Origin of the sequence: Pseudomonas sp. Irchel s3h9, assembly GCF_900187475.1 — a bacterium.
Taxonomy (GTDB): Bacteria; Pseudomonadota; Gammaproteobacteria; order Pseudomonadales; family Pseudomonadaceae; genus Aquipseudomonas; species Aquipseudomonas neuropathica.
Genome location: NZ_FYDH01000015.1, coordinates 86371 through 100854, shown reverse-complemented (window position 1 = coordinate 100854; position 14484 = coordinate 86371). Strand labels below are relative to the sequence as shown.

Below are 14484 nucleotides of genomic sequence, written 5' to 3'. Positions count from 1 at the left end.
GCACCGCTTTCGCGAGCAGGCTCGTCCCACAAGGGGTTTTGCATTCCTTCAGAGGAATCCGCGCAGCTTTAAACCGCGGCGTTGTAGAACTGCTCGCTGCTCTTCTGCTCCACCAGCGCCTGTTCGATTGCGGCCTGGTGAACCTCATCGGAATGTTCTTCACGAGCTTCCGGCTGAATGCCCAGACGCGCGAACAACTGCATGTCCTTGTCCGCCTGCGGGTTGGCGGTGGTCAGCAGTTTGTCGCCGTAGAAAATCGAGTTGGCGCCGGCGAAGAAGGCCAGGGCCTGCATCTGCTCGTTCATCGCTTCGCGGCCGGCGGACAGGCGCACGTGGGATTGCGGCATGAGGATGCGGGCCACGGCGAGCATGCGGATGAAGTCGAACGGATCGACGTCTTCGGCGTTTTCCAGCGGGGTGCCGGCAACTTTCACCAACATGTTGATCGGCACCGATTCCGGATGCTCCGGCAGGTTGGCCAACTGGATCAGCAGATTGGCGCGGTCATCCAGCGACTCGCCCATGCCGAGAATGCCGCCGGAGCAGATCTTCATCCCCGATTCACGCACATAGGCCAGCGTTTGCAGACGTTCGCTGTAAGTACGGGTGGTGATGATGCTGCCGTAGAACTCGGGCGACGTGTCGAGGTTGTGGTTGTAGTAATCGAGCCCGGCCTTGGCCAGTGCCTCGGTCTGATCCTGATCGAGACGGCCGAGGGTCATGCAGGTTTCCAGGCCCATGGCCTTCACGCCTTCGACCATTTTCAGCACGTACGGCATGTCTTTGGCCGACGGATGTTTCCACGCCGCGCCCATGCAGAAACGTGTCGAACCGATGGCCTTGGCGCGTGCTGCCTCTTCGAGGACTTTCTGCACTTCCATCAACTTTTCTTTTTCAAGGCCGGTGTTGTAGTGACCGGACTGCGGGCAGTACTTGCAGTCTTCCGGGCAGGCGCCGGTCTTGATCGACAGCAGGGTCGACACCTGAACGCGGTTGGCGTTGAAATGTGCGCGGTGCACCGTTTGCGCCTGGAACAGCAAGTCGTTGAATGGCTGTACGAAGAGTGCTTTGACTTCGGCCAGAGACCAGTCGTGACGCAGGGTGGCAGTGGTGCTCGCGCTCATGGGTAGTTCCTTGGTTATGCTTGGCTGGCGGCTGCGGGAACGGAATACCCACAGGCGCGACACGGATGTTCGGCATATTTAAGGAAGAGTCATGCGCTGTCAACCACGATACGAAGGACAGGTTTACATCTGTTTAAATAACGTACAGAGCTGCTTGCTTTGCGATGAGCCGGCAGAAGCAGAAATGCCAATCTGTGTGGCCTGCGAAACTGATTTGCCGTGGCTCGGCGACCACTGCCAGACCTGCGCTCTGCCACTATTCGCCGCCGGCCTGACCTGTGGCGAGTGCCTGCTAGAGCCGCCGGCATTCGAACAGGTGGTGGTGCCGTGGCGCTATGGCTTCCCGGTCGACAGTTTGATTACGCGTTTTAAACACAACGCAAAATGGCCGTTTGGTCACCTGCTCGCCGACGTTCTCGGGCAATACCTGCAACATCGCTTCGATGAGGGGTTGCCGAGGCCTGATGTGTTGTTGCCGGTGCCGCTGGCGAACAAACGCCTGCGTCAACGCGGGTTCAACCAGGCTGCGATGCTGGCGCGGTGGTTGAGTCAGTCACTGGATCTGCCGTGCGAAGAACGGGTTCTGCGGCGAATCAAGGATACCGACGCTCAGCAAAATCTCGATGCCAAGGCGCGTAAAGGTAATCTGCGCGATGCTTTCAGCCTGATACCCGACTCCGATGTGAAAGGCCGGCATCTGGCGTTGATCGATGATGTGCTGACTACGGGTGCCACTGCCCAGGCAATCGCCCGGTTACTGATGAACGCAGGCGCTGCGCGGGTCGATGTCTATTGCCTGGCCCGCACGCCAAAACCCGGCACCTGAGCCAGCACAATCCCTGTAGGAGTGAGCCTGCTCGCGATAGCGTCATCATTGCCAACATTTATGCTGACTGATCCACCGCAATCGCGAGCAGGCTCACTCCTACAAGGGATCTCGGCTCGACTTGACTCTCGCGTTGCGAGCGGCCAACTTCCACGTCCACCGCCACAAAAAAGCACCCATCCATGTCCATGCCTTCCCTGCTCTCCCAGCACATCGTCCGCCGTCCGCAGCGCATCGCCTTGCTGCAACACATCGCCGAACAGGGCTCGATCACCCGCGCGGCGAAAAGCGCAGGCCTGAGTTACAAAGCGGCGTGGGACGCCATTGATGAGTTGAACAACCTGGCGCAAAAACCATTGGTCGAGCGCGCTGTCGGTGGCAAGGGCGGCGGCGGCGCGAAACTCTCCAGCGAAGGCGAGCGCGTTTTGCGCCTGTACCAAAAACTGCAGGCCTTGCAGACCCAGGTGCTGGAGGCAGCGGAAGACGCCAGTGATCTGGATCTGCTCGGTCGTTTGATGCTCAGAACCAGCGCACGCAATCAGTTGCACGGCAAGGTCGTGGCGATCGAAGCGCAGGGCCGCAATGACCTGATCCGCCTCGAACTGGCCGAAGGCCTGTGCCTCGACGCGCAGATCACCCACGACAGCACCGTGCATCTGGAGCTGCAAGCCGGCACCGAAGTGGTGGCCCTGATCAAGGCCGGCTGGCTGGAATTGCTCAGCAACGAGCAGCCTGCAACGTTTGGTCACAATCTTCTCAACGGCACCATCGAAGCAATTCTCGACGCCGAAGACGGCCCGAGCGAAGTGCGCATTGCCCTGCCCAACGGCCATACCCTCTGTGCCCTGGCGGAACCGCTGGACCTGCGCACTCGCGGGCTGGGCGTCGCACAACCGGTGCAGGTGCAGTTTTCGCCGTCCAATGTGCTGCTCGGCACGCCGCTGTAATCAGGCGCTGCAACGAAAGCGTCATCGACGCTCATTAAGGTGGCTGCCAAAACCATGCAGGGAGCCTGATGTGAGCCTATTAGAAGAAAACCAATCCACTGACCTGGAAAAAATGGTCGGCCTCAGCCGTCGCGGTTTCATCGGCGCCGGTGCGCTGTGCGGCGCGGCGATGTTCCTCGGCGGCAGCCTGTTGAGCCGCAGCGCGCTGGCCACTGGCGTCAGCGCCGGCAACAGCCGTCTGCTCGGTTTCGAGAGTATTCCGGCGGCAACCACCGACGTCATCACCCTGCCCAAAGGCTACAAGTCTTCGGTGCTGATCAGTTGGGGCCAGCCCCTGCAGAAGAACGGCCCGGCCTTCGACCCGAGCGGCAACGGCACCGCGGCCGCACAGGAAGTGCAATTCGGCGACAACAACGACGGCATGAGCCTGTTCGCCTTCCCCGACGACCGCAATCGCGCGTTGATGGCGATCAACAACGAATACACCAACTACCGCTACCTCTATCCGCACGGCGGCATGCCGCAATCGGCCGAAGACGTGCGTAAAGCACTGGCCTGCGAGGGCGTGTCGGTGATCGAGGTACAGCGCAAGAACGGCCAATGGCAGTTCGTTCAGGGCTCACGCTACAACCGCCGCATTCACGGCAACTCACCGCTGCGCATCAGCGGCCCGGCTGCCGGTCACGACTTGATGAAAACGGCAGCCGACAAACACGGCAAGAAAGTCCTCGGCACCTTCCAGAACTGCGCCAACGGCAAAACGCCGTGGGGCACTTACCTGACCTGCGAAGAAAACTTCACCGACTGTTTCGGCAGCAGCAATGCCCAGCAACAGTTCGACCCGGCGCAGAAGCGTTACGGCGTCTCGGTCGCCAGCCGCGAAATCAACTGGCACCCGTACGACCCGCGCTTCGACATGGCGAAAAACCCCAACGAACTCAACCGTCACGGCTGGGTGGTCGAGATCGATCCGTTCGACCCGCAATCGACCCCGGTCAAACGCACCGCGCTGGGCCGCTTCAAACATGAAAACGCCGCACTGGCCGAGACCGACGACGGTCGCGCCGTGGTGTACATGGGCGACGACGAGCGTGGCGAGTTCATCTACAAATTCGTCAGCCGCGACCGCATCAACCACCGCAACGCCAAGGCCAACCGCGACATCCTCGATCACGGCACCTTGTACGTGGCGAAATTCGACAACGGCGACAGCAACCCCGATCACCCGAAAGGCCAGGGCCAGTGGATCGAGCTGACCCACGGCAAAAACGGCATCGACGCCAGCAGCGGCTTTGCCGATCAGGCCGAAGTGCTGATCCATGCACGCCTCGCCGCCAGCGTGGTTGGTGCAACACGCATGGACCGCCCGGAATGGATCGTCGTCAGTCCGAAGGATGGCCAGGTCTATTGCACCCTGACCAACAACGCCAAGCGCGGCGAAGACGGGCAGCCGGTGGGCGGGCCGAACCCGCGCGAGAAAAACGTCTACGGGCAAATTCTGCGCTGGCGCACCGACCGTGACGATCACGCATCGAAGACGTTTGCCTGGGACCTGTTTGTAGTCGCCGGTAATCCGGGCGTGCATGCCGGGACGCCGAAGGGTGGCTCGAAGAACATCACCCCGCAGAACATGTTCAACAGCCCGGATGGCCTGGGTTTCGACAAGGCCGGTCGCCTGTGGATTCTCACTGATGGCGATTCGAGCAACGCCGGCGACTTTGCCGGGATGGGCAATAACCAGATGCTTTGCGCCGATCCCAAGACCGGTGAAATTCGCCGGTTCATGGTCGGGCCGATTGGTTGTGAGGTGACGGGGATCAGTTTCTCGCCGGATCAGAAAACCCTGTTTGTCGGGATTCAGCATCCGGGGGAGAACGGCGGGTCGACCTTCCCCGAGCATCTGCCGAATGGCAAGCCGCGGTCTTCGGTGATGGCGATCACTCGCGAGGATGGTGGAATCGTCGGCGCCTGACAGGCCCTCATCGCGAGCAGGCTCACTCCTACATTTGGAATGCGTGCGTTCCCCTGTAGGAGTGAGCCTGCTCGCGATAGCGTCAGCACAGACACCAACCACCTCCCCCGCTGCCATCTGCGCTACCATGCTGGGCCGGACGCGGCAGCCTGCTGCGCGCAGGAGTCAGCATGGCCCACCCGTTTGAAACCCTCACCCCAGACCTCGTGCTCGATGCCGTTGAAAGCATCGGTTTCCTGAGCGATGCGCGCATTCTCGCGCTCAACAGCTACGAAAACCGCGTCTATCAGGTCGGCATCGAAGACTCCGAACCGCTGATCGCCAAGTTCTACCGCCCGCAACGCTGGACCAACGAAGCCATCCTCGAAGAACATCAATTCACCTTCGAACTGGCCAACGTCGACATCCCGGTGGTAGCGCCGCTGATCCACAACGGCGAAACCCTGCACGAGCATGCCGGTTTCCGCTTCACCCTGTTCCCGCGTCGCGGCGGTCGTGCGCCGGAGCCGGGCAACCTTGATCAGCTGTATCGCCTCGGCCAGTTGCTCGGGCGCATCCACGCGGTCGGCGCGACCAAGCCGTTCGAACACCGTGAAGCCCTCGCCGTGCAGAACTTCGGCCATGCCTCGCTGAACACCTTGCTTGAAGGCAACTTCATTCCAAAAAGCCTGCTGCCGGCCTACGAGTCTGTCGCCCGCGACCTGCTCAATCGCGTGGAAGATGCCTACGCCAACACGCCGCACCAGAACATCCGCATGCACGGCGACTGCCACCCCGGCAACATGATGTGCCGCGACGAGATGTTCCACATCGTCGACCTCGACGACTGCCGCATGGGCCCGGCGGTGCAGGACATCTGGATGATGCTCGCCGGTGATCGTCAGGAATGCCTAGGGCAGTTGTCGGAACTGATGGACGGCTACAACGAGTTCCACGACTTCGATCCGCGAGAACTGGCGCTGATCGAGCCGCTGCGCGCCTTGCGCCTGATGCACTACAGCGCCTGGCTCGCGCGGCGCTGGGATGACCCGGCCTTCCCGCACAGTTTTCCGTGGTTTGGCACCGAGCGTTATTGGGGTGATCAGGTGCTGGCGCTGCGTGAGCAGCTATCCGCGCTGAATGAAGAGCCACTGAAACTCTTCTGATCACCACCTCCCCCTTGTAGGAGTGAGCCTGCTCGCGATAGAGCTTTGTCAGTCGACGTAAATGTTAAATGTCAGACCGCGATCGCGAGCAGGCTCACTCCTACATTTGTCCGGTGTTCACAATTTCCCGACCATTGCGCTACGGCACTCGTAGACAAATCTCCTTACAATCCCTCCTTTGTTAGCTGCCTAAGCAAGGATTCTGCATGCAAGCCGCCAACCCGCGTCGCGGGTACATTCTGGGCCTGAGCGCCTACATCATCTGGGGCCTGTTCCCGATCTACTTCAAAGCCATCGCCGAAGTGCCGGCCGTTGAAATCATCATCCATCGAGTGCTGTGGTCGGCGCTGTTTGGTGCGTTGTTGCTGATGGTGTGGAAACACCCGGGCTGGTTGCGCGAACTGCTCGACAACCCTAAACGTTTGGCGATTCTGGCCTTGAGCGGCACGTTGATCGCGGCCAACTGGCTGACCTACGTGTGGTCGGTGAATAACGGGCGCATGCTGGAAGCGAGCCTCGGTTACTACATCAACCCGTTGGTGAACGTGCTGTTGGGCATGTTGATTCTCGGCGAGCGCTTGCGGCGGATGCAGTGGCTCGCGGTCGGCCTGGCGGCGGTCGGTGTGGCGCAACAGGTGTGGCAGGTCGGCAGTCTGCCGTGGGTGTCGCTGGTGCTGGCGTTGACGTTCGGCTTCTACGGTCTGATCCGCAAACAGGCGCCGGTCAAGGCGTTGCCGGGACTGGTGGTGGAAACCTGGATGCTGGTACCGATCGCGATTGCCTGGCTGCTGTTCAATCAGACCGCGACCAGCGCCCAACCGGAGTTCTGGACCACCTCGCAAGCCTGGTGGCTGGTAGCGGCCGGCCCGGTGACATTGGTCCCGCTGGTGTGCTTCAACGCTGCCACGCGTCACTTGCCCTACACCACCATCGGCTTCTTGCAATACCTGGCGCCGACTTTGGTGCTGCTGCAAGCCGTGCTGCTGTTCGGTGAGCATCTATCGTCCAGCACACTGGTGGCGTTTATCTTCATTTGGGCCGGCCTGGCCGTTTACAGCGTCGATGCCGTGATCAGTTTACGCCGGCGCAGCTGATCAAAAAACGTACAAACCCTCACAGGCCACGGTTCTCGTGGCCTGCATCGTTCCTTCCCAAGGTTATCCACATCGTGATCCCCGCCGTTTGTGTGCAAGTCACTGAATGTTGGCGGTTTTTTGATCAGTTCCGCGCAAGCCCCGGCCGGCTTGGCGCTGCGCCCGGTCTCTACAGGTTATCCACAGGCAGGTGCACGTTAAAACTGGATAACCCGGTCAGCGCTTAACTGTCTGTGCGTAACACCAGTTCGACCATCAGATCATCAGCCAGGGTTTCCAGCCGCGACTGCAATACATCCAGCGACAGGGTTAGCGGTACCGCGAGAATCGCTTCGGCGTGGAACAGCGGTTCGCTGCTCATCGGTGCCGGACGCACTTCAGTCACCAGCCGCTCAAGGTTGACGCCCTGCTCGCTCAACAACCGAGTGATGTCGCGGACGATACCGGGCCGGTCATTGCCCACCAACTCCATGGCGATCGGCTTCCAGGTGCAGGATTGCTCGATGCCACTCTCGGCAATCAATACGCGAATGCCATGCGTCGACAATGCTTGTAAGGCATCGACTAATTCGTCGTAAGCCTCTGCCGGCACCCCGACCCGAAGAATCCCGGCGAACTGCCCGGCCATCCGCGACATGCGGCTTTCCAGCCAGTTACCGCCGTGTTCGGCAATGCATTGGGCGATGCGCTCGACCTGCCCGGGCTTGTCCGGGGCGAATACGGTGAGTACGAGATGGTCCATGGCGCAGCCCTCTTGTCATGACTTTTGTTGTAGAAGGGCAAGTATAGGCAAGGGACGGTCCGCCGCCTCAGACGCCCGAAACAACAAATCGTGTACAACTTTTTATATTTAGCTGGAACAATCCATCTGTTTTTTGAGAACATCCCGTTCCGCGATGTGACCGCAATGCGACATGAGGTCGCAGAACGACGTAATTAGTCTGATTTTCACAAGCGCAACTCATCATGTAGTATGCCGCAGCGCGCACTACATAACGCTGAATCGATGTCTGCCCAAAGCCTGTTCGCAACCCTGAAAGCCCCGTCAGCAAGGCCCCAAGCCGTTGATTGGTCCCAGCCCAGCCGCCAGCAATGGCATGTACTGGTCGGCAGGTTTGTGGTTTAAATGGCCAGAGGCTTCATTGTCAAATTGAAGAGCTGAAAAGCGAAATAGCTGAGCAGAGTGAGGCAAGCAATGACTGAACACGTTCAAGTCGGTGGCCTGCAGGTCGCCAAAGTCCTGTTCGACTTCGTGAACAACGAAGCCATTCCCGGTACCGGCCTCACCGCCGAAAAATTCTGGGAAGGTGCCGACAAGGTCATTCATGACCTGGCGCCGAAGAACAAAGCCCTACTCGCCAAACGCGATGACTTCCAGGCTCGTATTGACGCCTGGCATCAGGAACGCAACGGTCAGGCGCACGACGCCGTGGCCTACAAAGCCTTCCTGCAAGAAATCGGTTATCTGCTGCCAGAAGCGGCTGATTTCCAGGCAACGACACAAAACGTCGATGATGAAATCGCCCGTACCGCCGGCCCGCAACTTGTTGTGCCGGTGATGAACGCCCGCTTCGCTCTCAATGCCTCGAACGCCCGCTGGGGTTCGCTGTATGACGCCCTCTACGGCACCGACGCAATCAGCGAAGAAGGTGGCGCGGAAAAAGGCAAAGGCTACAACAAGGTGCGTGGCGACAAAGTCATCGCCTTCGCCCGTGCCTTCCTAGACGAAGCCGCGCCATTGGCTGCTGGCTCCCACGTCGATTCGACCGGCTACAAAATCGCCGACGGCAAACTGCTGGTCACCCTCAAGGGCGGCAGCAACAGTGGTCTGCGCGACGATGCACAACTGATTGGTTTCCAGGGCGACGCCAACGCGCCAATCGCGATCCTGCTGAAACACAACGGTCTGCATTTCGAAATCCAGGTCGACGCCACTACCCCGGTTGGCCAGACCGACCCGGCCGGCGTCAAAGACATCCTGATGGAAGCGGCGCTGACCACCATCATGGACTGCGAAGACTCCGTGGCCGCCGTCGATGCCGACGACAAAGTGGTGATCTACCGTAACTGGCTCGGCCTGATGAAGGGCGATCTTTCGGAAGAAGTCGCCAAGGGTGGTCAGACCTTCACCCGCACCATGAACCCGGATCGCACCTATACCGCGCCAAATGGCGGTGAAGTGACGTTGCACGGTCGTTCGCTGCTGTTCGTGCGCAACGTTGGCCACTTGATGACCATCGACGCGATCCTCGACAAAGACGGCAACGAAGTTCCGGAAGGCATCCTCGACGGTCTGGTGACTTGCCTGGCGGCGATGCACAACCTCAACGGCAATACCTCGCGTCGTAACACCCGCACCGGCTCGGTCTACATCGTTAAACCGAAGATGCACGGCCCGGAAGAAGCAGCGTTCACCAACGAGCTGTTCGGCCGCATCGAAGACGTGTTGGGCCTTACGCGCAACACCCTGAAAGTCGGGATCATGGACGAGGAGCGCCGCACCACGGTCAATCTCAAGGCCTGCATCAAAGCGGCCAGCGAGCGCGTGGTGTTCATTAACACCGGTTTCCTCGACCGCACTGGCGACGAAATCCACACCTCCATGGAAGCCGGCCCGGTGGTACGCAAGGCCGACATGAAGGCTGAGAAGTGGATCGGCGCTTACGAAAACTGGAACGTCGATATCGGTCTGAGCACCGGCCTGCAAGGTCGCGCGCAAATCGGTAAAGGCATGTGGGCGATGCCGGACCTGATGGCGGCGATGCTCGAACAGAAAATCGCGCACCCGTTGGCCGGTGCTAACACCGCTTGGGTGCCGTCGCCGACTGCTGCTGCGCTGCACGCGCTGCACTACCACAAGGTCGACGTGTTCGCCCGTCAGGCCGAACTGGCCAAACGTGCTCGCGCTTCGGTAGACGATATCCTGACCATTCCGCTGGCGGTCAACCCGAACTGGACGCCTGAGCAGATCAAGAACGAACTGGACAACAATTCCCAGGGCATTCTTGGTTATGTGGTGCGCTGGATCGACCAGGGCGTGGGTTGCTCGAAAGTGCCGGACATCAATGACGTCGGCCTGATGGAAGACCGTGCCACACTGCGTATCTCCAGCCAGCACATCGCCAACTGGCTGCGCCACGGTGTAGTCACCGAAGCGCAAGTGATGGAAAGCCTCAAGCGCATGGCGCCGGTGGTGGATCGTCAGAACGCCAACGACCCGCTGTACCGTCCGCTGGCACCCAACTTCGACAGCAACATCGCCTTCCAGGCGGCGGTCGAACTGGTGATCGAAGGCACCAAACAGCCGAACGGCTACACCGAGCCGGTGCTGCACCGTCGTCGTCGCGAGTTCAAGAAGGCCAACGGCCTGTAACTTGCGCTGAATGCCGGACATGAAAAAGCCCTGATCGAAAGATCAGGGCTTTTTTGTTTGTGCTGTGGATTGGATTTTTGTGGTGGGCTTGAGATCCATCCCCCCTCACCCCAGCCCTCTCCCCCAGGGGGGAGAGGGGGAAAGGGAGCAGATCTGTATGCTTTTCAAAATCTGAGCTCGACTCAGGAATTGCCAAGGGTAGAGGGGAAAGGGAGCCGATCTCTGTGCTTTTCAAAATCTGAGCTCGGCTCAGGAGTTGCCAAGGGTAGAAGGGAAAGGGAGCCGATCTTTGTGCTTTCAAAACCGGAGTTCGACTCGGGAATCTCAGGTCGGTGTACCTCAAACATTCACCGCGGTCAGTCCCCTCTCCCTCCGGGAGAGGGCTAGGGTGAGGGGCTCTTAGGGTTCAATCCCCAATTCATGTTTCACCAACTCCAACAACTTGCCCGTATCAATCGGCTTGAGCAGAAAATCCACCACGCTCAAATGCATCGCCGCGATCGCGTCTTTCACATCGGCATCGCCCGAGACAATGATGATCGGCATCGCCGCCCTTACCGACTCACGCACCTGGCGGATCAGCTCAAGGCCACCGACATGGCCCATGCGCAGATCGGTAATCACCAGCCCGATCGAAGGTTTTTCTTCGAGCATCTTCAGCGCCGTCTCGCCACTGGCTGCGGTCATGCAACGAATGCCATCCAACGCGAGAATCTCCGACAACAGCTCTCGGGCGTCCTTGTCGTCATCGACGATCAGTACACGCTGCGGCGGCAAATCGGGTTCGAGCATTACAGCGCTGAGCGCTTCACGCTCGGCGTCGCTCAAAATATCGTGGTCGGACATGGCGTTCTCTACGTTTTCAAATCAATCACCTGGCACAGTCGTCAGACATCGCTAAGCAGAGCTTCAATGTGCACTTCGTCGGATTTTTTTCCAAGAGGCTGGCGGGCGAATTTCCGACTGTTTTTGTAGGGCACTTCCCAAATGTGCCGAACGGCATGGCAAACCTAGACTTACGTCCAATGGGCACCCCGCCCGCAGGGGTCGACCATGGCCAGAACGATCCGACAACAACAATTCGAAAAAGACTGCGGTAATGGTTATGAGTAAAGCGGACGCCTTCACCCAGGCAGGGAAAACCGCGGTATTGCAGAACATTCAGGGCACCCTGCAATTCCTCCAGCGCTTCCCGCCCTTCAATCAGATGGAACACGCCCACCTGGCTTATCTGGTGGAGCAATGTCAGCTGCGTTTCTACGGCCAGGGCGAAAGCATCATCAAACCCGCCGACGGCCCGGTTGAACACTTCTATATCGTCAAGCAAGGTCGGGTGGTCGGCGAACGTCAGCACATCACCAAGCCCGGCACCGAGACCACGTTTGAAATCACCACCGGCGAATGTTTTCCGCTGGCCGCATTGCTCGGCGAACGCGCGACGCGCACCGAGCACCTTGCGGGCGAAGACACTTTCTGCCTGCAACTGAACAAACTGGCGTTCATCAAACTGTTCGCCCTCTCCAACGCCTTTCGCGATTTCGCCTTGCGCGGGGTAAGCAGTCTGCTCGATCAAGTCAATCAGCAAGTGCAGCAGAAAGCCGTGGAAACCCTCGGCACGCAGTACTCGCTGAACACCCGACTGGGCGAACTGGCGATGCGTCACCCGGTCACCTGCAGCCCCGACACGCCATTGCGTGAAGCGGTGAAGCTGATGCACGAGCAGCAGGTCGGCAGCATCGTTGCGGTGGATGCACACAAGGCGCCGCTGGGCATTTTCACCCTGCGTGATCTGCGTCATGTCGTGGCTGCGGGCGTCGGTGATTTCAGCGAGGCCATCGAGCGCCACATGACGCCTTCGCCCTTTTATCTTTCGCCGGATCACAGTGCGTTCGATGCGGCGATTGCCATGACCGAACGGCACATCGCGCATGTCTGTCTGGTCAAGGATCAGCGTTTGTGTGGCGTGGTCTCAGAACGTGATCTGTTTTCGCTACAACGGGTCGACCTGGTGCATCTAGCCCGGACGATTCGCAGCGCCCAACGCGTCGAACAGCTGGTCGGTCTGCGCGGTGAGATCGGCCAACTGGTCGAGCGCATGCTTGCTCATGGCGCGTCGTCGACGCAGATCACCCACATCATCACCTTGCTCAACGATCACACTGTGTGCCGGGTGATCGAGCTGACCCTCGCGGAAAAAGGCGATCCCGGCGTGCCGTTCAGTTGGCTGTGCTTCGGCAGCGAAGGCCGCCGCGAGCAAACGCTGCACACCGATCAGGACAACGGCATTCTGTTTGACGCCCGCGATGCTGCGCATGCAGCGGAGATTCGCGGCAAGCTGCTGCCAATTGCCCAGCAGATCAACCAGAGCCTGGCGCTGTGCGGCTTCACCCTGTGCAAGGGCAACATCATGGCCGGCAACCCCGAGCTGTGTCTGTCGCGGGCAGAATGGGCACGGCGCTTTGCAGCTTTTATTCGTGAGGCGACGCCGGAGAATCTGCTCGGGTCGAGCATTTATTTCGACCTGCGCGTGGTCTGGGGTGATGAACAAGGCTGTGAACAACTGCGCCGGGGCATTCTCGATCAGGTCGGCGACAACCGTTTGTTCCAGCGCATGATGGCCGAGAACGCCCTGCGCAATCGTCCACCGGTGGGGCGTTTCCGTGAGTTTGTGCTGGCACGCAAGAATGGCGAGAAAGCCACGCTGGACCTGAAGGTGCAGGGGCTGACGCCGTTCGTGGATGGCGCACGATTGCTCGCGCTGGCTAACGGTATCGACGCCAACAATACCCTCGAGCGCTTCCGTCAGTTGGTCGAGAAAGAAGTCATCGAGCGACTGGATGGCGCGGCGTATGAAGAGGCCTATCACTTCATACAGCAGACGCGCATGCAGCAGCATCAATTGCAGACGCGGGAGAACCTGCCCTATTCCAACCGCGTCGACCCGGACAGCCTCAATCATCTCGACCGGCGCATCCTGCGTGAATCCCTGCGCCAGGCCCAGCGCCTGCAAAGCAGCCTGACCTTGCGGTATCAGCTATGAGCCTGTTCTCGTGGCTGCGCCCGGCGAGTGCGGTGGTGCCGGTGGATTTTAAGCAGCGTCTGGCGCAGCTGCCGACGATTACCGAGTTGAGCGAATGCACACTGCGCGAACAACGTTGGGTAGTGCTGGATCTGGAAACCACCGGGCTGAATCTGAACAAGGACCGTGTGTTGTCGATTGGCGCGGTGGTGATCGAGGACGGCGCGATCGATTTCAGTCAGCAGTTCGAACGCACGCTGCAATGTCGCGAGCTGAAGCTCAGCCCCAGCGTGTTGATTCACGGGTTGGGGCCGAATGCGATTGCGGCGGGCAGTGAGCCGGCCGAGGCGTTGCTGGAACTCATGGAATTTATCGGCGACAGCCCGGTGTTGGCGTTTCATGCGCCGTTTGATCAGCACATGCTCGGGCGTGCGCTGAAGGAACATCTGGGGCACAAGTTGCAGCAGGTCTTTCTTGATGTCGCCGACATTGCACCGCTGGTGTGTCCGCAAGCGAATATTCGTGAGGCCGGGCTGGATGAGTGGATCGACTGGTTCAAGCTTGAGGTGTTCGAGCGGCATAACGCCAGTGCCGATGCGCTGGCCACTGCGGAGTTGGCGTTGATTCTGTTCAGCCGGGCGCGGGGGAAGCAGATTCATAGTCCGTTGAATTTGCAGCAGCGGCTGAGTCAGTGGAAGCGGCGGCAGCAGGCGCCTTCGTTCTGAAATTGAGTCAAGTCCAAGATCCATCCCCCTCACCCCAGCCCTCTCCCAGAGGGAGAGGGAGCCTACCGAGGTGTCTCGGGCTCTTCATCGACCTGAGAAATCGGGTCGATTATGGATTCCCTGAAGTTCGCTCAGGTCGGTGTACCTCCAGAATATCCCCCGATCGATCCCCTCTCCCCCCGGGAGAGGGCTAGGGTGAGGGTCTGCCTTTAAACGCTTACCTGACCAGTGGCCAATTGCTAACCATTCCCACCTCTGC

General features: G+C 59.7%; 11 protein-coding genes. 8 read left to right on the top strand and 3 right to left on the bottom strand.

The window, feature by feature from the left end; genetic code table 11:
* Positions 1-68: 68 nt before the first annotated feature.
* Positions 69-1124 carry a biotin synthase BioB gene (gene bioB, locus CKW26_RS23050; protein ID WP_007910031.1) on the bottom strand — a complete coding sequence of 352 codons (1056 nt, stop codon included), beginning with the start codon at positions 1122-1124 and terminating at the stop codon, positions 69-71.
* 91 nt (positions 1125-1215) lie between these two features.
* Between bioB and CKW26_RS23045 the strand changes: the two genes are divergently transcribed.
* The 5 genes from CKW26_RS23045 to rarD all read left to right on the top strand — a co-directional run bounded on the left by CKW26_RS23045 (position 1216) and on the right by rarD (position 7108).
* Positions 1216-1950 carry a ComF family protein gene (locus CKW26_RS23045; RefSeq protein WP_095050291.1) on the top strand — a complete coding sequence of 245 codons (735 nt, stop codon included), beginning with the start codon at positions 1216-1218 and terminating at the stop codon, positions 1948-1950.
* Positions 1951-2132: 182 nt separating this feature from the next.
* Positions 2133-2897: a TOBE domain-containing protein gene (locus CKW26_RS23040; RefSeq protein WP_095050290.1), complete on the top strand. Its 765-nt coding sequence runs from the start codon at positions 2133-2135 to the stop codon at positions 2895-2897.
* 70 nt (positions 2898-2967) lie between these two features.
* Positions 2968-4869 (top strand): PhoX family phosphatase, encoded by a 1902-nt coding sequence (locus tag CKW26_RS23035; protein ID WP_093429938.1) that lies wholly within the window; start codon positions 2968-2970, stop codon positions 4867-4869.
* Positions 4870-5039: 170 nt separating this feature from the next.
* A complete protein-coding gene (locus CKW26_RS23030; protein WP_095050289.1) occupies positions 5040-6014 on the top strand; it encodes a serine/threonine protein kinase in 975 nt (324 codons plus the stop codon).
* A gap of 206 nt (positions 6015-6220) precedes the next feature.
* The gene (rarD, locus tag CKW26_RS23025) at positions 6221-7108 is read left to right on the top strand and encodes an EamA family transporter RarD (RefSeq protein ID WP_093429936.1); all 888 of its coding nucleotides are present in this window, start codon (positions 6221-6223) and stop codon (positions 7106-7108) included.
* Between the two features lie 223 nt (positions 7109-7331).
* Here rarD and CKW26_RS23020 read toward each other — a convergent pair whose 3' ends face one another.
* Entirely contained in the window at positions 7332-7850 is a 519-nt protein-coding gene (locus CKW26_RS23020) for a glycine cleavage system protein R (protein ID WP_093429935.1), read from the bottom strand.
* 453 nt (positions 7851-8303) lie between these two features.
* Here CKW26_RS23020 and CKW26_RS23015 point away from each other — a divergent pair, with 453 nt between their 5' ends.
* Entirely contained in the window at positions 8304-10481 is a 2178-nt protein-coding gene (locus CKW26_RS23015) for a malate synthase G (RefSeq protein WP_095050288.1), read from the top strand.
* A 399-nt stretch (positions 10482-10880) separates the two neighbouring features.
* Here the strand turns inward: CKW26_RS23015 and CKW26_RS23010 are convergent, their stop codons facing one another.
* Complete coding sequence (locus CKW26_RS23010) at positions 10881-11327, bottom strand: response regulator (protein ID WP_095050287.1); 447 nt, start codon at positions 11325-11327, stop codon at positions 10881-10883.
* A 259-nt stretch (positions 11328-11586) separates the two neighbouring features.
* Between CKW26_RS23010 and CKW26_RS23005 the strand changes: the two genes are divergently transcribed.
* Both CKW26_RS23005 and CKW26_RS23000 read left to right on the top strand, forming a co-directional pair.
* Positions 11587-13521: a putative nucleotidyltransferase substrate binding domain-containing protein gene (locus tag CKW26_RS23005; RefSeq protein ID WP_305883329.1), complete on the top strand. Its 1935-nt coding sequence runs from the start codon at positions 11587-11589 to the stop codon at positions 13519-13521.
* The gene (locus CKW26_RS23000) at positions 13518-14225 is read left to right on the top strand and encodes a PolC-type DNA polymerase III (protein ID WP_095050285.1); all 708 of its coding nucleotides are present in this window, start codon (positions 13518-13520) and stop codon (positions 14223-14225) included. Before CKW26_RS23005 ends, CKW26_RS23000 begins: the two co-directional genes overlap by 4 nt.
* Positions 14226-14484 lie beyond the last annotated feature (259 nt).

Coding starts and splice junctions, on each gene's coding strand:
- bioB (WP_007910031.1), bottom strand. CDS start 1,124: ATGAGCGCGAGCACCACTGCCACCCTGCGTCACGACTGGTCTCTGGCC.
- CKW26_RS23045 (WP_095050291.1), top strand. CDS start 1,216: ATGCGCTGTCAACCACGATACGAAGGACAGGTTTACATCTGTTTAAAT.
- CKW26_RS23040 (WP_095050290.1), top strand. CDS start 2,133: ATGTCCATGCCTTCCCTGCTCTCCCAGCACATCGTCCGCCGTCCGCAG.
- CKW26_RS23030 (WP_095050289.1), top strand. CDS start 5,040: ATGGCCCACCCGTTTGAAACCCTCACCCCAGACCTCGTGCTCGATGCC.
- rarD (WP_093429936.1), top strand. CDS start 6,221: ATGCAAGCCGCCAACCCGCGTCGCGGGTACATTCTGGGCCTGAGCGCC.
- CKW26_RS23020 (WP_093429935.1), bottom strand. CDS start 7,850: ATGGACCATCTCGTACTCACCGTATTCGCCCCGGACAAGCCCGGGCAG.
- CKW26_RS23015 (WP_095050288.1), top strand. CDS start 8,304: ATGACTGAACACGTTCAAGTCGGTGGCCTGCAGGTCGCCAAAGTCCTG.
- CKW26_RS23010 (WP_095050287.1), bottom strand. CDS start 11,327: ATGTCCGACCACGATATTTTGAGCGACGCCGAGCGTGAAGCGCTCAGC.
- CKW26_RS23005 (WP_305883329.1), top strand. CDS start 11,587: ATGAGTAAAGCGGACGCCTTCACCCAGGCAGGGAAAACCGCGGTATTG.
- CKW26_RS23000 (WP_095050285.1), top strand. CDS start 13,518: ATGAGCCTGTTCTCGTGGCTGCGCCCGGCGAGTGCGGTGGTGCCGGTG.